Below are 17858 nucleotides of genomic sequence, written 5' to 3'. Positions count from 1 at the left end.
AGGACGGCGTTAATGAAGAACATTTTACTCATTTGATAACTTTACTTATTGGTCAATCAAACATTAATACATTGCTTTAAAGTTTTTGTTGAACTAACCACATAATACTATGACTACATCGCACAAAGACATTATTGTTGAATAATCGATTAGGTTAATCAAAACAAAAAGGGAAGCTTGCTTCCCTTTTTGTTTTATATGGTGATCAATGTGAGATCGCCGCTCTACGGGCGAGCCCTTTTCAAGGCACAATCGTAGTGAACAGATACACTGCGAAAATGACCAGGAGGACTACGCCTTGCATGACGGTGGTTTTTCCGGTCCCAAAGGATAGGGCTACGGTGAAAAGGGACAGAATGAGCAGGAGCGTGGATTTCGTGTCGATGCCCAGGGTGATAGTCAGGCCGGTGAATATGGATACTACTGCTACAACGGGAATGGTAAGGCCGATACTCGCGAGTGCAGACCCCAGTGCGAGGTTCAAACTGATCTGCAGCCGGTTTTTCTTTGCAGCCCTTAACGCCGCTAAACCTTCCGGCAACAGAATCACAGCAGCAACAATGACCCCCACAAGCGACTTGGGAGCACCCATGTCTACAACGAAACTTTCAATAGTAGGTGCCAGCATTTTCGCCAGCAGCACCACCGCAACGAGGCATACCAGCAGCAAAACAGTGCTGATTAACGTCACCTGATTCGAGGGCGGATCGGCAGGTGTTTCTATTTTTGCGTCGACGATTTCCGGGAGAAAGTAGGCGCGGTGACGGACGGTCTGCACCATGACAAATGTGCCGTAAAGCACCAGCGAGATGATCGCTACGAAAATAAGCTGGCTATTGTTGTAAACAGGCCCGATAACGCTGGTCGTGTAATTGGGTAAAACCAATGTGAGTACGGAAATCGCGGTAAGCGTCACCAAGGCAGCACTTACGCCGAACTTCCCAAATTGCTGCTCCTGATACCGATAACCGCCCACAAGCAGGCATAGCCCGATAATCCCAGTAAGAATAATCATAATCGCAGCAAAAACCGTGTCCCTGGCAAGCGCAGCCGTTTCGGCGCCGCCTGCGAGCATCAGCGAAACAATTAAAGCCACTTCAATAATTGTAATAGCAATGGCAAGAACGAGTGTTCCGGCTGGTTCGCCCACGCGGTGCGCAATTACTTCGGCATGGTGCACTGCTGCCAGCACTACACCTATTAGTCCAAAGGCGAGGAACACGTCGTATACACTACCGAACTCGAAAGATTTACCATAGTAAAGAAGCCACGCCAGAATAGGGGTTATGATAGACCAGCGTGGCAGCGAGAGTTTAGACTTCATGAAACCAAATTTTAGTGAAGACAAGCCTTAGGACTTGTTGTAAAGTCGTACTGAAGGCAATAAAGACGTTAGTTTGTCTGGAATCGGCACAACCGAGAAACTGAAAGATAAAAAAAGTAATCCGCAAGGAAGGCGTCTGGCTGTGAAAAATTATGGGATTTTTTAAATTTTATTAGTCATTCTGAATGCAAGGAAACGCTGGTTCGAAGGGCTACGCGGAGAAGAGAAACTGTTTTTCAGCCAGTTCCGGATGTGTAATTAGCATGATTCTTTTAAGTGTCCGGTTCGTCCTGCTTCAAATGGGAGCGGATAGCAAACAGGATCCTTAAAAATGAGTTTAACAAATATTACGATTATCGGTGGCGGTGCTTGCGGAATATCAGCATTCATAGAGCTTTTTCTTCAATTACGCATCGCAAAAAGCCACCGGGAAGTTAGCATTACCATCATTGAAGAGAACAAAGAAGTCGGCAAGGGACTTGCTTTTGGGACCAAACAACCGGGTCATATTCTCAACACCCAAGCCGATCTGATGGGAATCCATTTTACAGAGCCACAGCATTTCAGCGATTGGCTGATCGAGCATGATGCGCGGATTGGCAGCGAAGTCGTTGATAATCAAGGAGAGAACAGAGCTTTTACCACCCGCAGGCTGTATGGTGATTATCTGAAAGAACAATTCGAGCATTACTTTGCCCTGGCCAAGAACGAAGGCATGGATGTACAGGTAATCCATGCGAGCGCAAAAAGCGTTGCCCGTGAAGAACCTCGTTTCACCATCCATTTGTCCGGAAACACGCAGCATTCGTGCGATTTTCTGGTGCTTTCCCCTGGCACACCGGTTGCTGATAACTATCCGGATTTGAATGATAAAGAGAATTATTTCGGCTCTCCCTGGCCATCAGAGCCTATTTTGGAGAAAATTCCAAAGGATGCGGATGTAGCGATCTTAGGGTCGAGCCTTAGTGCTGTGGACGCATTGATGACGCTTACGGATAATGATTATAAAGGAAAAATTACTTGTTACTCGCCGGACGGGCTGATGCCCAGGGTGCAACCCGCGGATCAAGCTGCAATGATCGATTGCAAGTTTTTAACCCTCAAAAATCTTCACGAAATTCAGCGCAAGGAACTGAGAAACCCCACAGTGAAAGAAATATTCAGGCTTTTTAAAAAGGAAGCAGAGGCATATGCAGGCGGAAAAATTGATTGGAAAGCCACTGCCAGAACAGATAAGCCTGCCGAAAAACTGCTAGCAGAGGACATTGAGATTGCTAAAAACGGTGGTGATGCATTCAGTAACATTCCCTATTCGCTTCGGTATGAGAGTTCTGAAATGTGGAAATGGCTGGATGAATCTGAAAAGCTCAAATTTAAAAAATGGTTTGGCGCTTACTGGGCGGTGAATCGCCACTGCATGCCGCTTGTAAATGCTGAGCGGGTTAACAAGTTGTTCACCTCAAATCAATTACAGGTTGTTCCGGGCTTGAAAGAAGTGGTTTTTGACGACAGTAAAAATAGCTTTGTGCTAACCCACGGCGAAGGAAATGAATCGGTTGAGAAGTTTGTGATCAACGCCACAGGGCCTGCGTCTGCTGTCAAGTTAATGAAATCGGAGCTGATGCAGAATCTTGCGAAGGATGGTTTGATTGAGCCGGAGGATGCGGGCGGGATCAAGATCAATACGGAAACAATGCAGGTCATCACCGGCAAAAGCGCTTATCCCAACTTTTACGCGGTTGGTCACATAACAAATGGCTTGCTGCTGGATGTAAACGCGGTTTGGTTTAACGTCAAAACGATCGGCAATTTATCACGTCACCTTATCAGTCAGATTATTGGAAACCCTTCTTAAACTTTACGGCGAGCTATTTCCTGTTATGGCATTTATCCCCGCCGGATATTTGATCAGCAAGAAATTTGACTTCAATTCAGATTACATCAGCAAGCCGCTGATCAATGTGCTCTTGCCGTTGCTTGTATTTACAAATATGCTTGACGCTGAGGCTTCCAAGCTGATCGTTTTGCCCATTCTGACTTTTTTGCTCGCATTAGGGATGAATTTTGCTGCGAAACTGGCTCAAAACAAGCTAGCTTCTGAAACTGATCCTTTGCTGCTGCGAAGCTCATTTTCATTTTTCAACATTGCCTTTTTCGGCATCCCCACGGTGACCGCGCTATTTGGAGAAGACAAAGTCAGTGTGCTGATCTGCATTTACCTGGGTTCGGCTTTATATGGCGACACAATCGGTTATTACCAGGTAGCGAAGACCAAATATCCCGCCAAGAAAGCCTTCAAGGAAATGCTCAGCATTCCGTTCCTGTATGTGTTTGTTGCGGGAATAATCTCTAAAATAGCCGGGCTGGAAACGCCTGAGTTTGTTAAACCGGCCCTTGGTGTAGTCAGTTTTGCTGTTTCCGCAGCCGGTATGATGATAGTAGGGTTTCAACTGGCAAGTGTTGATTTCAAGAAGATTAAAATTCCTTATTTTTCAAAACTGCTTGGTTTTCGCACGCTTGCCGCGATCATCATCCTTGGCGTTATCGCTTTCGCAGCCTCCTTCATAGCCAAAGACCTGGAAGAGGAGGATTACAAAATGCTTGCCCTGGTTCCGTTGTTTCCTATTGCAGCGAATGTTACGGTATTTGCCGCCTTTTTGAAAGCTGATGAAGAACAATCTTCGATCCTGGTATTTCTATCAATGTTGCTGTCTGTTGTGCTCGTTTCAGCAGCGACATTTTTCATGCAGTAGGAGGGTTCCAGTGTAAGTTTGGAGACGTGTATTTTAAAAAGAGTGCAAGCGATCGATATGGCATATACGACGATGTCTTGCCAACATCAAAACACATCTATGTTGAAATGTAATTCTCAAAACAAGCGCTTTATGGTGCAGCATCAAGCTCTTGTTTTGACTGAAAACGAACCCTTACCAATGTGCCTTTCCCCGGTGCACTTTCAATGTCCATCGTCGCCTTCATCAGTTCGCATATTTTCTTCACAATAAATAAACCAAGTCCTTCACTTTCTTTAAACGACCCATTATCACTTTCATCAGATATCGGGGGAATGCGCTCAGTGGGAGGCACATGATTGTGAATGCCGGTCGTGTGCGTGGCTGGCTTTAATTGATCTGCGAAGACAGCCGCGGGCGAATTTTCCCGGAAACCAGGGCCGGTATCCTGTACGCTAAGCACCCACCGTCTTTCATTTTCATTGGACCAGGTTATATAGACGCCTCCTGATTCTGTATATTTTAATGCATTATAAAGGAGATTTTGTAATACACGCTGAATCTGAACTTTGTCGCTGGATATTTTTAGTGTGTCAGGACCTTCGGCAGTGATTTTCAGTTTGCGTAATTCAGCTACCGGCTGCGCGTTTTCAACAATTTCTTTGATCAAATCAGCCACATTGAAATCTTTGATGTCCAGCGTCTCCTGACCGGCTTCGATACGCGCATAGTCAGTGAGTTGCAGTAACATATCCCGCAACGAGGTCAGATTTTTATTTAAAATGTTCATCAATTCCGCTCGCTCTGTGTCAGAAGATTGCGTTTGTGAAAGTTGGGATGCCATTAATATCACGCTGAAACTCGATCGCAAATCGTGCGAACTGTGTCTCAAATGCTCATTTCTCTTTTTTCCCAGTTGGAGCAGCTGATCCAGTGCCTTTTGCAGACTGGACGCTTGCTCTGCCGCAGCCGTCTGCCCTAAACCATCGTAGGATACGACACTGCCGCGGTTTGCCTCGGCATAAATCCGGCTTAGCTCCCGGTAAACGTAGGATGCGTTAGCTGCATCAAGTTTGGAAAAATCCAAATTATACCGGTCAACCTCATCAATCAGGATCGCGATAAGATGTTCCAGCTCAATGACCAGCTCTTGAAGCGCGTATCCATTTTGCCAGCGGTGAACGCCATGCTCGTTGGCAATTACAATCGGGTCGTGTGAGGGTTCTATTTGTTGCAGGCGCTGATCCAGAACATCGAGTAACAACGGGACCTGGTCATTGAATTCCTCTCTGGAAAAGCTGCTCTTACTGCTTAGCGAAGGATCATCAGCGCATCGTTCGCGCCATCTGTTTAAAATTATTTCCCTGCGTGCACGGAGGTGTACAGCCAAATCCTTCGCTTTATCGAGTTTTCCTGATTCTTTTTTTGCCATAACGGACGTCGTTGATCGGTATTTTTCTTTCAGGAACAACTACAAATATTATACCTTGCTGCAATGGAAAGCGGGCATGAGCCATAATTTGGGGCTATTTGCAAATTCCCAAGACAAAAAAAGCCAGGTTGGTGACCTGGCCTATGCCTTAAAGTTGCTCTATAGAATCCGGTTGACTTCGTAAAGTGGAGCTCACCGGCTGAGGATAAATTGGATTACATATTGAATGTAATCAGACAGAATGCAATGTAAAAAGTCATCAACACAAACGCGCACATCAGGGCATAGATGAGCGGATGTCGGGGCGCCTTCATAGCATTTGCCTTACGTCCAACACCTGGAACTTCTTCATGCCCGCGGGCATTTTCCATTCCACTGTCTCGCCTTTGCAAAGCCCGATCAAAGCGGCGCCCATTGGGGTTAGTACGGAGATTTTCTTTTGTTTAATATCGGCCAAAGCAGGCATTACAATGGAGAATTCCATCTCTTTATTTGTTGTTAATTCCCTCACTTTCACCTCCGAATTCAGTCTGATGCTATCCGGTGGCAACTCGTCGTTTTCCACCACGATCGCGCGGTTGAGTTCATAGGACAGGGACATTTCGTTCGCATTGCTGCTGCTGAAAGTTTCGGCGAATTGTTTTAACATACGAAAATCATCTTCACCCAATATCACATGGTTTCTTTGCGTATTCATAATTATAGAATTAAAGTAAATGTTGTGACACCGAAAGGCGTCACGGGTTTGCCGCTATGCAAACGAGCTGGCAGCAAGCTGATGAAAAACACGCTCATCCAACTTGTAACGGTCGTTTAGCGTGAGGCTGCTGCGCGCGTTGAAAAGCGCATGGTTAACTGCGTTGTACATCAGCCAGTAGGAGGGGCTAGCGTCCAGAATCCGCTCTTCCAGCCGCAGCCGTTCCTGTGCTTGCTTCGCCAGCTGGACCGGGATCGGCAGTTTTCTAAGCAGATCCTCTTCTGCCTTCGACACTTTCCGCTGCTGCAAATGTTCATACACCGTGGCAGTTAATGTTGGCCTCGGCTTTTTGTGCCCCACGAGCATGGCATACAATTGTGCCTGAAAAATCTCCTGCGTAAGACGGCTATGATGGATTTTACGCAAATCCTGTGTGCTTTTGACCGGTTGTTTTTTATCCTTTGTTTTTGGCTTTTCTTCCAGCCAATGCTGATAATCAGTCAGCTTGCCAAACGAGTCGGCCCAGCCCATAAGACCATTCTTGCAGACCTCACGATACATGCTGCTTCCCGGCTTGTTTCCTTCGTTCGTCATGGTCGTAAAGGTCTGACCCTGAATTGTTAAAGGTGTTTTGCCGTTATAACTGTTGGTAAGGATCATACTGCGTTGCAGGCTCTCATTGCCGATGGAGAACCCGTCGGACAGGATAATGCTGATGCTGAATTCTCCCGTGCTTGTATATTTGATCTGGACCTCGTAATTTTTTCCAAACACCTTATCGATCACTTCCCGGATCCAGCTGTTTGGAATAATCGTATAGTCTGCGCTTTGGATCCCAAATATCGTCTTTCTGCCACGCAGCGGTTCACCCACCACAAGCTGCTGACGATCCGTTGCGATAATGTCATAATCCGGCAAAAGATCCGCCAGCCAAACGGGGCTCACAGGAAAACAAATGTCATCCCACTCATTCGTCAGAACTGGTTGCGCACTAATGTAAGTCATTGCTGATTTTTATTTTTACAGTTGTAAATTTACAGGCATATTTCGTTAAAACAAAATCTTTTTAACTATTTTCATATTAAATGTTAATGCTTGATGGACTTTTGTCGGGACGGCCGTAGGCACGTTCCACAGGCTTGGGAACATAGGAAGCGAAAGGGCAATTTGTTTATAGATAAGCCAATGTCTAAACGATAAGATTAGCAAAATAAACTTTCTGGGCCGGTATGGTTATTTAGAGTAATGTATCAGCTGCATCAAACCCCGTAGCGCTTCATTAATGGTTTATGGAAAATTTTACAATGCTTCAATTCTTTGAATGGTACTATCCTGCGGACGGATCGCTTTGGAATCATTTCAAGAATGAAGCTGCCCGTCTCAAAAATCTGGGCATCGACTCAGTATGGCTGCCGCCAGCACAAAAAGGAATGGAAGGAGCGGATTCCTCCGGTTATGATTCTTATGATTTATACGACCTCGGAGAATTTGATCAAAAAGGATCAGTAAGGACCAAATATGGCACAAAACAAGAGTTGATCGACGCAATTGCAGCTGGTCAGGAAGCCGGTTTACAAGTTTATTGTGACATCGTTTTGAACCATATGGGCGGTGCCGATGAAAAAGAAGTGGTGCCCGTTAAGGAAGTTACGCCCGAAAATCGCAATGAATTTGTGAGCGATACTTTCGAAATAGAGGCCTATACCAAGTTTACATTTCCCGGCAGAGCCGGGAAATACTCTCAGTTTGTGTGGGATTACCAATGTTTTTCGGGTGTAGATTATAATGCCTCAACTGAGCAAAATGCAATTTACAGTATTCAAAATCAGTATGGTGATGGCTGGCAGGATGTGCTCGATCTGGAAAACGGTAACTATGATTATCTGATGCTTTCGGATATCGAATTCCGTAATCCGCATGTGCGCCAGGAATTGAAAAACTGGGGAGAATGGTTTGTGGAAACAGTGCATTGCGACGGTTTCAGACTGGATGCGATCAAACACATGGATCCTGCATTTTTTAATGAATGGCTCGACCATTTGCGCGGAAAATATCAGAAAGAATTCTATACTGTCGGCGAATATTGGGCACCGTATGACCTGGGTTCTATGCTTGCTTACATTGAAGCGACGGACAAGCGCGTTTCGCTCTTCGATGCGCCGTTGCAAGCCAACTTTTTCAGGGCTTCAAAAGAAAACGAACATTATGATTTGCGGACCATCCTGAATGAAACGCTGGTAGAAACAATGCCTGAGCTTGCGGTGACATTGGTGGAAAATCATGACACGCAGCCGCTGCAATCCTTGGAGCAGACCGTGGAAGGCTGGTTCAGGCCGATGGCTTATGCGATCATTCTCTTACGTCAGGCCGGTTACCCATGTATTTTTTACAGTGATTTGTATGGCTCCAAATACACGGATACAGGCAACGATGAACAGGAACATGAAATCACACTGGAAAAACTGAATGTGCTGGAAGCATTGCTTTACGTAAGAAAAAAGCTGGCATATGGCACACAAAACGATTATTTCGATGACATTAACTGCATTGGCTGGACGCGCGAAGGTGATGAGCATGAAAACTCAGGTTGTGCAGTTTTGATTTCCAATCACGAAAATGCGGCAAAAACAATGTTCATAGGCCAGCAACATGCCGGAAAAACTTTTGTGGATTACTTGAATTTCGTACAGGAGCCGGTGGTAGTAGGAGAGGACGGGCACGCAGAATTTCGCGTAAACGGGCGTTCTGTGAGTGTCTGGGGAGTTCAGAATGGGTAATTGAAATACAATAAAAACGGAGGGGAGGATTAAATGCCGCTTCCCTGCCACACAACGTCAGCCGATCTGGTAATGGTTTAAAAACCTGTTAACCAGATCGGCTTTATGATTCGTAACCATTTCAAAATTGCATGGCGTAATGTACGCTCGGGCGGTTGGTATTCAGCGCTTAACATTGGCGGTTTGGCTGTCGTGCTGGCTGTGAGTTTGCTGCTTTTTTGGTGGGTCCGGGATGAGCTGAGTTTTGACCGGTTCCACGCCGATGCGGACCGGATTTATCAGGTCAATGCACGTTTTGGCAAAGGAACAGACGAAAATATATTCACCTCAACGCCGGGCCCCGTAGCCGTCGAGGCCACAAAGCAAATTCCGGAAGTGGAAAGTGCAGTGCGGATGGGATATTATCCTTCGGCAACTTTCAAGGCCAATGGAAAAACATTCAACCAAAAGGATAACCTGGCCTTTACGGAAGCAAATTTTCTGACATTTTTCAATGGCTTTAAAATGCTGTATGGCGACCGCAACGCACCGTTTCCGGAACCTAACTCAGTTGTGCTTACAGAAAAGTTGGCTCTGAAATTCTTCGGCACTGCAGATGCAATGGGCAAAACCTTCATGAATGTTGAAACCAATGTTACGCTCATTGTCAGCGGTGTGCTTGCAGATGCGCCCGACAATTCTTCTATTAAGGATCATTTGTATGTCAATTTTGAAGTATTAAAAAATGCCGGTCCTGAAAAAGGCGGCGCCAAACTGGCTGACGAGAATTGGGATGATTTCGGATTTGCAACGTATGTGAAGCTGCGTTCGGAAGCCTCACCGGAAAGTGTAGGAAGGAAACTAACGGCAATACAAGCATCCATACTGAAAGGCAAGCCCAACATTCCGGATTATCTGTTACAACCATTTACCGAGATTCATTTATATCCGGTAAAAGGCGGTGGGTTCGCCATGAAGCAAGTAAGCATCTTAGGAATTGTTGCGGTGCTTTTATTAGGCATCGGTTGTATCAATTATGTAAACCTGACTACCGCACGCGCCACAAGACGGGCCAAGGAAATTGGCGTCCGCAAGGTCGTTGGAGCGGGTTCTGCACAGCTGGCGAGGCAGTTACTGGTAGAATCCTTGCTGACATTGACCCTGGCACTAATCCTTTCTATTGCCTTACTGCAAGCGCTTTTACCGCTTTACAAAAGCCTAACAGGCAAAACGGGTCATTTCTCACTCTTCGATCCAAGGGCTTGGCAAGTGCTGATCGGCAGTCAGACATTCTGTTTCCTGCTGGCGGGAATTTATCCGGCTATAATGGTCGCTAGCTTCAATCCCATTCAGGCACTAAAGGGTCATTCCAGCCAGGAAAGCGGGGCTGGGTTGCGGAAATTTTTGGTTGTCACGCAATTTTCGCTGGCAACGATTCTCATTGTCGGCACTTTTATCATTGGCAGTCAGCTTCGTTTCATTCGCGAGCGCGATCCTGGCTTTAAGCGGGCGCATGTTTTTACTTTCGATGGGCGCAAATTTACACCTCAATTCAAGCAAGCATTAAGCGGACAATCGAGCATACTGGGCATCAGCACATCCACAGATACGCCCGTCAATATTCAGACCGGAACCGCCTCGGTTGATTGGGACGGAAAGGAAAAAGACCGGACGCTGATCATGGTCCAGATGGGCATTGACAAGGATTTTATTGAAAATTTTGGAATAAAAATACTGTCTGGACGCAATTTCAGCGGTTCAAAATCCGATTCAGCCTATTTTATATTAAATGAAACCGCTGTGAAAGAAACGGGTTTGAAAGATCCGGTTGGCAAACGTTTCAAGCACGAGGGCACGGAAGGAACGATCATTGGCATTGTTAAAGATTTCAATATGACCTCTATCCGCGAGCCTGTCTGGCCTTTGGTCCTGTTCAGTAAACCGGAAAGTAATTTCATGGTGAATATCCGCACCACCGGCGAGCTGGCACCAGATGCCTTGGCGGCAGCCGAAAAACTTTGGAAGCAATATTTGCCTGCCTATCCATTTGAATACACATTCTTGGACGCGAATTACAACGATTTGTACCGAACCGAACAACAAACGGGGCAGTTGTTCAATTTTTTTGCAGGCGTAGCCATCGTCATTTCGTGCCTTGGTTTGCTGGGCCTCGCCTCTTTCACCACGGAACAGCGCACCAAAGAAATCGGGATCCGAAAAGTGCTGGGCGCTACTGTTTTGAACATTACAACGTTGTTGTCCAAAGATTTTATGAAACTCATTATTATCGCCATCGTTATCGCAACGCCTGTTGCCTGGTTTTTGATGGAAGAATGGCTGAAAGATTTTGCCTATAAAATAAATATTCAATGGTGGATGTTCCTGCTCGGCGGGTTGCTCGCGATCATTACTGCGCTTATTACAATAAGTTTCCAAAGTGTTAAGGCCGCATTAGCAAACCCGGTAAAGTCCATCAAATCGGAATAATTATCCAAGTTCTTTAGATAAAGAGATCTGACAAACAACCATTCAATTCAAGGTTCGATAATTATTTATCTAAAAAATATCCCGGCTAACATTTAAATGTTGGCCGGGATATTTCTTTTAATAGCGTGACACACCGCTAAATCAAAACGAGTACCGCAAAATAACGATTAGGCGTTTCAGTATAAATCTTCTCAAATTTTCGTGGTTGTTTTGCACCGCGTTAGCAACAAATCATATCTCAAAACTTAAATAGGATCATTTGAAAAAAGTAAAAAACCATGAAAAAAACGGGCCGAAAATTCGGCAATCATTTCGTTAAAATTGAAATTTAATTAAAAATCTTTTAAAAATTATTACACAACAAATCATGAAAAATATCTTAAAAACAATCGCACTATTCGGTCTCTCTTTTACATTATTAAATTGCAATAATAACAACGAGCCAATGCCTTCCAATGCTTCCGAAACGACTCCAATGAATGCTGACGCAAATGCAAAACTTGGCGGTGGAAATCTGGGCGATTCGGAATCAGGTACAATGGGGCAAGGTTCAATAAGCTCGCGTTTCGCTTGGAAAATAGCTAAAACGCTGGATGTTCCAACCAGCAAGGGATTTAATTTAACAGCTCCTTTTGCCATCACATCCGAAACAACCGGCGATATCGCTTGGGACGAATATGGCTGCTACTATGCGTTGAAACCATTGAAAGTCTCTTTTGCCAATCTTAAAATTGTAGATATTTCTACCGTTAATTATGGCACGCTGAAAAATTTACCATTTAACTTTAATCCTATCGCAAATGCTCCTGCGGGATCGGCTTTCTGGACCAACTATATGCCGGTAAAAACGGTAATCGCATGCAAAACTTCCGCTGGTAAATATTACTTACTTGAAGTTGCCGCAGACAATCCACTAAAAGTAAATATTTACCATTGGGCTTTGAACATTTAAGCTTTCAATGTAAGCCTTTCAGATAGTCAGATTTTATGAATGCCCCATGCGTCGCCGGTTTGCTGTTCAGTAAATTGGGCGGCGTTTTTTATTGTTTGGTCAAAGCATCACCATCTTCGTCATCTTCAACTCCTTCAAAATAATTCACTACGGTCATTAAGGGCAGGGTGGTGCGGTCGGCGGCATTTGACATTTGTATAACGGCGCGGTCAATATTTGCTTTATCAAAACCAATAAAATGGCCTTCGATCATTTCACCCGGCCTGACCTGGTATGCAATCGCCTTATCAATGTATTTTGAAGCCCGCTTTTGCAAGCCCGTAAGTTGTAGTTCCGACATTCTCTTCTTGTTGTTTCTCTTATTTTATTCTCCTGCAAATATCATAAACCAATTGGTTTCTATTTCATTCTATTTCATTCCATTTCATCCGCCTTTTTATTCGCAATCCAAATGTCGTTAAACGCTCCTTAAAGTGCGTTGCCCTCAACGAGCATTATGCGTTCCACTGATTCATCTTTTAAATGCATGTGTTTCAAGCGTTGCGGATCATCGCGATATCCCTCGAAGCTTTTCCGGTCCGCAAAAGTGACAAGGTGGATCTCATAAGGATGCCCCAATGTGGTGGTAACGACCGAAGAAATGCTGGGTCTGATGCGATAAACGAGTTCGCCATTATGATGGCTGAGCAAAGGCAAAACCTGGTCTTCAAAAAAATGGAAAGAGCTTTCTTTGCCTGGCTTAATGAAAATAAGCTGGGTGTAATAAATCATGGCTAATGTAGGGGAAAGATGAAAACCTAAATCAACTTCTGCTTAAAGAAGTCAATCGTGCGCGTCCAGGCCAGCTCCGCGGCGGCTTTGTCGTAGCGTGGCGTGCTGTCGTTGTGGAAGCCGTGGTTTGTGTCGGGGTACATATAGGCCGTATATTCTTTGTTATTTTCTTTCAGCGCTTTTTCGTAAGCAGGCCATCCCTCGTTCACGCGCGTGTCCAGGCTCGCATAATGCAAAAGCAACGGCGCCTTTATTTTCGGAACGTCCTCAGCAGCAGGCTGACCGCCGTAAAAAGGCACGGAAGCGGCAAGTTCAGGGACCCTCACGGCCATCATATTCGCCATGGCACCTCCAAAACAAAAGCCTACCACACCAATTTTTCCATTGCAATCTTTATGATTTTTCAGATAATCAAATGCGGCAATAAAGTCTTCCGACATTTCATTTTTGTCTCTTTTGCTTTGCATTTCTCGCCCTTTGTCATCATTTCCGGGATAGCCGCCCAATGGCGTCAACGCATCGGGCGCGATGGAAAGAAATCCGGCAAGGGCCGCTCTCCTGCCCACATCTTCGATATACGGGTTAAGGCCACGGTTTTCATGCACCACAATGACGCCGCCCAGCTTTCCGGTTGCACCTTCGGGCTTTGATAACAACGCCTTAATGGTTTTCCCACCCTTTGGCGAATCGTAGTTGATATAATCCGATTTGAGTCGGGGATCATTGGGATTAACTTGAATGGTGCCTTGATAATCAGGCATCAAGAAACTCATAAGCGACGCCACAGTAACACCGCCAACTGCATATGCCGATAAGTTTTGCATAAAGTTCCGTCGGTCGATACGGTCGTGGGCGTAGTCGTCGTACAGGTCAAATACTTCCTGCTTAATGTCTTCTTTTCTGATCTCGCTCATATTCGGTTGTCGTAAAAGGTGTTTGATAATGCTATTAGGAAAAGCATTTTACCTTTAAAATTTACCATCATTTCACGAAAAGACAAGCAGTCGTTGACATTTGCTGAGGTGCAAGCAGGGAAGGTATACGGGCATTAGGTTTACAAGCGACTTTTATTCAGACTCCAAAAGCGCAACCGCTTCATGGTTACCCTGTTGCAAAGCCAGATCTGTAACAGATAGGCCCCGGGCATCCAGAATAGTTTTGTCCGCACCTCTCGCCAGAAGCAGCTTAACCAGGTCATTTCTGCCAAACATCGCTGCGAACATCAAGGCAGTTCCACCGTTTCCGTGCTGCATGTTCAGATCGGCACCATTGTCAATAAGGAGTTCAGCAATCTCGGGATAACCCTTGAATGAAACGCCCATTAATGCAGTATTTCCGCCATAATCGAAGCCATTGACGTCAGCGCCAGCTTCCAGCAGCAGTTTAGCGGTCTCGTAGCGATTGTTGTAACATGCGATAATCAGCGGCGTATATCCTTTTTCATCCTGGACATTTACATTAATCCCTCTTGACAGGATTTCTTCAACGACAGCATTGTCGCCCACGCGTGCAGCATGAATAAGTACATAATCCAGATTTACATTTTCGATAGTTCCCATTTATGATGCGTTTGCTTCCAGTTTGTTTTCAATTTCCTCTTTTGTGCCTGCTACAAAATGTTTTTCACCATTTTTCAGGACCAGAAGGCTGAACCGAAAATCGGCATCCGGAACAATTTCCTCGATGTCGGTGCTGTTAATCACAATTTCGCTGGAATCTTCTTTTAAAGTAAAACTAGCCTTACCCATCATAATCAGGTTATTTAGAATGTCAAAGTTGGGTAAGGCAGGTCAAAAAAGCATGCCACTAAGGGCGATCCTGGTCAGTTGTTGCCTTCGCCTCCCTTTTTATCATCGTTACTGATCCGCTTTTTCTGACGTGGACCGCTGCTCATTTGTCCGAATTCATATTTCAAATTGATCCGCCAGCCGCGTCTGTACATGGCTACATCCTGAATTTGTACAAAATTTGGCCCCACGAAATCGTTTCTCCATTTGATCTTTCTGTTGAATGGATTGTCGTAACCAAACCCGATTGTGCCCTTCTTTTTAAGGATTTCTTTTTGCAAAACCATATTATAAAAGCCGAATCCGCCATATTTCCCTTGCAGGTTAACCCGCGCAGAATTATAGAATCCAAAAAGCTGCGCCTTAATGCCTTTGCCAAAATCAATGCTCGAATTCAGGTTGATCCGATACATCCAATCCGCATTGCGCGCTTTAAGCTCTTCGCTTTCCAATACATTATAAAATACATTCAATGAGCCGTTTACGCTCCATTGCTTCAATATTTTCGTGTTGGCGCTCAGATTCAAACCGTAAGCTGAGTTTTGAGCCACATTCTGGAAAATTTGGGTTAAAACGCCGCTTGTATCCACCGAGCTGATGTTTTCAATAGCATTGTTAGTCTGGCGCAAAAAGAATGACGCGTTAAAGCTGGTTTGTTTAATGGATATGCTGTAATTAGCTTCAATAGAATGGGTTAGCTCAGGTTTAAGATAAGGGTTTCCTCCATATTGATTTTTAGAATCAGCCTGATTCACATATGGATTGAGATAAAAAAATTGTGGTCGCTGAATGCGTTGCGTATAGCTTAGCCGTAGCTGCTGGTCTTTTCTAACACTGCGAGATAAACTTACGCTGGGAATCAAATTGCCGTAATTGTTTGAAAACGAGGCTGTACCATTTAAAAAGTTGGCTTGGATAAATGTATGTTCATAACGCGCTCCCAGATTTATGCCCCAGCGCTTTTTTGGCGTCCGGGTGTACACAACGTAGGCGGATGTCACCTGCTGGGCATAGTCAAAAATATTCGCGAGTTGCGGCATGTCCCTGAAATCGGTCGAGCCGTCGGATGCGCTGGAAATTCGGTAATCGCTCAGGATTTTGCGGAAAATTGTTTTAGAGCCCAACTCCAAGGTGCTGATGCTATCGATCGGGTTAGTGAAATCCAATTGAACGGTCCCTTCTTTGTTGTTGCTGATGTTATAACTTTTTTCGCGGTAATATACTGTTTGCTCGCGGTTCAGGAGGTTGGAAAAATAGTCGCTGTCTTCACCTTCAAAGGAATACATCATGAGCAGCGTTATTTCCTTTTTAGGTTTTTTGAACAAACGCGTGTAATCGAGGTTCACTGTTGCGCCCGCCCAGTCGTAAGTGCGGCTCATATCCCGCTTAAAATATTGCCTGACCGCGCCCAGGCCGCTCTCCGTAAACTCGATATCAAAATTGTTTGTATTTATACCATTGTAATAATTAAGGCCCGCGCCAATCCTGTTCAGCGAATCCACGTCCCAATCGACATTGACCGTTGCATACGAATTCTTACCTTTTCCCGTGATCCGCTGCGGTTGATTTTGGTCGATAAGTGTGTCGCCATTGGTAAATGAGCGTCGCAGTTGCATGAAGCGCTTGTTTTTCCAATCATTGAAACCACCATTTGTCGAAATATTAACGGCCTTCATGCGGTGATTAATGCTCGCATTCTGCCAGTTGTTCCACTGTCCGAAGTTCGGGCTGATCGAACCGTTCGTGCCGCGCAGCGTATTTTTCTTGGTAATGATATTGATAATCCCCGCCGTGCCTTCCGCATCATACTTGGCTGATGGTGAAGTAATTACTTCCACCTGTTTAATGATATCCGCTGGGATTTGCTTTAATGCGTCCGAAACACTGCGCGCCACAATGCTCGACGGCTTGTTGTTGATCAGCACCTTAATGTTGGAACTGCCGCGCAATTGCACATTGCCTTCAATGTCCACCGCCACCGAAGGGATCTTTTTAAGCACATCCGTCGCATCACCACCTTTGATGCTAATGTCTTTTTCAGCATTGTAAACCATGCGGTCCGCCTTTTCCTCAAAAAGCGCTTTCTGCTCGGTAACAGTCACTTCGCTAAGGTTCTGGACAGTTGGGGTCAGCTTAATGATGCCCATCTCAATGTCCTCGTCTCTCGCGATAATTTTTTCAACCGTTTTTGAAACATAACCCATCAGCGAAGCCTGAACAGCATATTCGCCTTTTTCTACTTTCAGAAAAACAAAGCGTCCTTTCGCATCAGCATTCACGCCCTGGACAATTTTGCCATCTTTAAGGAGCGCAACGGTAGCAAATTCAATGGGTTTAGAAGCAGTTGAATCCAGAAGCAATCCGGAGATCTTAATGTGCTGGGCAAATGTGAAGCAGATGCTGGCTGTAAACGCAGCAATAGTCAATAAAACTTTTCTCATGGCTAAGGTTTGGTCTCGTAGTACCGCAATGACGAGCCAACCCGGGAAACGTTGCAGATGTTTGTTTAAATTTTTGCGAGAGTGAACGCTAAACTATCCTCGGATTACTCGGAAGAATCCAGAAAGGAATTTTTGAAATGGAGCTTGATGGAATAGAGGATTCGATGATTTACTTTCCTAATACTCCAATCCCGGAGGGATGTGATATTGGTAGAAAAGTGATGGTCCAGGTAGTTTCCAAATCCCGGAGGGATGTAACAACCTGCATGACGTTACATCCCTCCGGGATTTACACCAATTACGATCATGTTGTTGCTACCGATATGATATCCCTCTGGGATTTGCTTTGTCTTCGATAATGTTATTGCTGCCGAAATTACATCCCTCGGGGATTTACATTAATTGCAATCATGTTGTTGCTACCGATATGATATCCCTCCGGGATTTCCATTGATTGCGATCATGTTATGGCTACCGAT

At 45.0% G+C, this 17858-nt stretch carries 15 protein-coding genes; 5 read left to right on the top strand and 10 right to left on the bottom strand.

The genetic code is table 11. The features are described 5' to 3' along the window. Positions 1–241: 241 nt before the first annotated feature. Positions 242–1324, bottom strand: a complete 1083-nt coding sequence (locus LZG74_RS21735) for a calcium:proton antiporter (RefSeq protein ID WP_233798595.1) — start codon at positions 1322–1324, stop codon at positions 242–244. A gap of 331 nt (positions 1325–1655) precedes the next feature. Here LZG74_RS21735 and LZG74_RS21730 point away from each other — a divergent pair, with 331 nt between their 5' ends. Together LZG74_RS21730 and LZG74_RS21725 are read left to right on the top strand one after the other, a co-directional pair. Further along, positions 1656–3179, top strand: a complete 1524-nt coding sequence (locus LZG74_RS21730) for an FAD/NAD(P)-binding protein (RefSeq protein WP_233798594.1) — start codon at positions 1656–1658, stop codon at positions 3177–3179. A 25-nt stretch (positions 3180–3204) separates the two neighbouring features. After that, positions 3205–4077: an AEC family transporter gene (locus LZG74_RS21725; RefSeq protein WP_233798593.1), complete on the top strand. Its 873-nt coding sequence runs from the start codon at positions 3205–3207 to the stop codon at positions 4075–4077. Between the two features lie 130 nt (positions 4078–4207). Here the strand turns inward: LZG74_RS21725 and LZG74_RS21720 are convergent, their stop codons facing one another. The 3 genes from LZG74_RS21720 to LZG74_RS21710 form a co-directional block, all read right to left on the bottom strand. After that, entirely contained in the window at positions 4208–5488 is a 1281-nt protein-coding gene (locus tag LZG74_RS21720) for a HAMP domain-containing sensor histidine kinase (protein ID WP_233798592.1), read from the bottom strand. Positions 5489–5798: 310 nt separating this feature from the next. Then, the gene (locus LZG74_RS21715; protein ID WP_233798591.1) at positions 5799–6185 is read right to left on the bottom strand and encodes a GreA/GreB family elongation factor; all 387 of its coding nucleotides are present in this window, start codon (positions 6183–6185) and stop codon (positions 5799–5801) included. Positions 6186–6239: 54 nt separating this feature from the next. Next, positions 6240–7190, bottom strand: coding sequence for a hypothetical protein (locus LZG74_RS21710; protein WP_233798590.1), 951 nt, complete (start codon positions 7188–7190; stop codon positions 6240–6242). 284 nt (positions 7191–7474) lie between these two features. On the opposite strand from LZG74_RS21710, the gene LZG74_RS21705 reads away from it, so the two are divergent. The 3 genes from LZG74_RS21705 to LZG74_RS21695 all read left to right on the top strand — a co-directional run bounded on the left by LZG74_RS21705 (position 7475) and on the right by LZG74_RS21695 (position 12380). Continuing rightward, positions 7475–8962 carry an alpha-amylase gene (locus tag LZG74_RS21705; RefSeq protein WP_233798589.1) on the top strand — a complete coding sequence of 496 codons (1488 nt, stop codon included), beginning with the start codon at positions 7475–7477 and terminating at the stop codon, positions 8960–8962. 105 nt (positions 8963–9067) lie between these two features. After that, positions 9068–11428 (top strand): ABC transporter permease, encoded by a 2361-nt coding sequence (locus LZG74_RS21700; protein WP_233798588.1) that lies wholly within the window; start codon positions 9068–9070, stop codon positions 11426–11428. Between the two features lie 367 nt (positions 11429–11795). Continuing rightward, positions 11796–12380, top strand: a complete 585-nt coding sequence (locus tag LZG74_RS21695) for a hypothetical protein (protein ID WP_233798587.1) — start codon at positions 11796–11798, stop codon at positions 12378–12380. An 88-nt stretch (positions 12381–12468) separates the two neighbouring features. Here LZG74_RS21695 and LZG74_RS21690 read toward each other — a convergent pair whose 3' ends face one another. The 6 genes from LZG74_RS21690 to LZG74_RS21665 all read right to left on the bottom strand — a co-directional run bounded on the left by LZG74_RS21690 (position 12469) and on the right by LZG74_RS21665 (position 17379). Further along, positions 12469–12720 carry a hypothetical protein gene (locus LZG74_RS21690; RefSeq protein WP_233798586.1) on the bottom strand — a complete coding sequence of 84 codons (252 nt, stop codon included), beginning with the start codon at positions 12718–12720 and terminating at the stop codon, positions 12469–12471. Positions 12721–12848: 128 nt separating this feature from the next. Next, positions 12849–13151, bottom strand: coding sequence for a DUF1330 domain-containing protein (locus LZG74_RS21685; RefSeq protein WP_233798585.1), 303 nt, complete (start codon positions 13149–13151; stop codon positions 12849–12851). Between the two features lie 26 nt (positions 13152–13177). Beyond that, entirely contained in the window at positions 13178–14065 is an 888-nt protein-coding gene (locus tag LZG74_RS21680) for a dienelactone hydrolase family protein (protein ID WP_233798584.1), read from the bottom strand. Positions 14066–14218: 153 nt separating this feature from the next. Then, positions 14219–14710, bottom strand: a complete 492-nt coding sequence (locus LZG74_RS21675) for an ankyrin repeat domain-containing protein (RefSeq protein WP_233798583.1) — start codon at positions 14708–14710, stop codon at positions 14219–14221. Further along, positions 14711–14902 (bottom strand): hypothetical protein, encoded by a 192-nt coding sequence (locus tag LZG74_RS21670; protein ID WP_233798582.1) that lies wholly within the window; start codon positions 14900–14902, stop codon positions 14711–14713. A gap of 71 nt (positions 14903–14973) precedes the next feature. Further along, entirely contained in the window at positions 14974–17379 is a 2406-nt protein-coding gene (locus LZG74_RS21665; protein ID WP_233798581.1) for an outer membrane beta-barrel family protein, read from the bottom strand. Between the last annotated feature and the right edge of the window lie 479 nt (positions 17380–17858).

The sequence above is a fragment of the Dyadobacter sp. CY327 genome (genome assembly GCF_021390415.1).
In the GTDB taxonomy this organism is placed as follows: domain Bacteria; phylum Bacteroidota; class Bacteroidia; order Cytophagales; family Spirosomataceae; genus Dyadobacter; species Dyadobacter chenhuakuii.
This window is presented reverse-complemented; position numbering and strand designations above follow the sequence as displayed.

Bases quoted from the DNA above. Each gene is read 5' to 3' on its own strand.
- LZG74_RS21735 (WP_233798595.1), bottom strand. From the start codon at position 1,324: ATGAAGTCTAAACTCTCGCTGCCACGCTGGTCTATCATAACCCCTATT.
- LZG74_RS21730 (WP_233798594.1), top strand. From the start codon at position 1,656: ATGAGTTTAACAAATATTACGATTATCGGTGGCGGTGCTTGCGGAATA.
- LZG74_RS21725 (WP_233798593.1), top strand. From the start codon at position 3,205: ATGGCATTTATCCCCGCCGGATATTTGATCAGCAAGAAATTTGACTTC.
- LZG74_RS21720 (WP_233798592.1), bottom strand. From the start codon at position 5,488: ATGGCAAAAAAAGAATCAGGAAAACTCGATAAAGCGAAGGATTTGGCT.
- LZG74_RS21715 (WP_233798591.1), bottom strand. From the start codon at position 6,185: ATGAATACGCAAAGAAACCATGTGATATTGGGTGAAGATGATTTTCGT.
- LZG74_RS21710 (WP_233798590.1), bottom strand. From the start codon at position 7,190: ATGACTTACATTAGTGCGCAACCAGTTCTGACGAATGAGTGGGATGAC.
- LZG74_RS21705 (WP_233798589.1), top strand. From the start codon at position 7,475: ATGGAAAATTTTACAATGCTTCAATTCTTTGAATGGTACTATCCTGCG.
- LZG74_RS21700 (WP_233798588.1), top strand. From the start codon at position 9,068: ATGATTCGTAACCATTTCAAAATTGCATGGCGTAATGTACGCTCGGGC.
- LZG74_RS21695 (WP_233798587.1), top strand. From the start codon at position 11,796: ATGAAAAATATCTTAAAAACAATCGCACTATTCGGTCTCTCTTTTACA.
- LZG74_RS21690 (WP_233798586.1), bottom strand. From the start codon at position 12,720: ATGTCGGAACTACAACTTACGGGCTTGCAAAAGCGGGCTTCAAAATAC.
- LZG74_RS21685 (WP_233798585.1), bottom strand. From the start codon at position 13,151: ATGATTTATTACACCCAGCTTATTTTCATTAAGCCAGGCAAAGAAAGC.
- LZG74_RS21680 (WP_233798584.1), bottom strand. From the start codon at position 14,065: ATGAGCGAGATCAGAAAAGAAGACATTAAGCAGGAAGTATTTGACCTG.
- LZG74_RS21675 (WP_233798583.1), bottom strand. From the start codon at position 14,710: ATGGGAACTATCGAAAATGTAAATCTGGATTATGTACTTATTCATGCT.
- LZG74_RS21670 (WP_233798582.1), bottom strand. From the start codon at position 14,902: ATGATGGGTAAGGCTAGTTTTACTTTAAAAGAAGATTCCAGCGAAATT.
- LZG74_RS21665 (WP_233798581.1), bottom strand. From the start codon at position 17,379: ATGAGAAAAGTTTTATTGACTATTGCTGCGTTTACAGCCAGCATCTGC.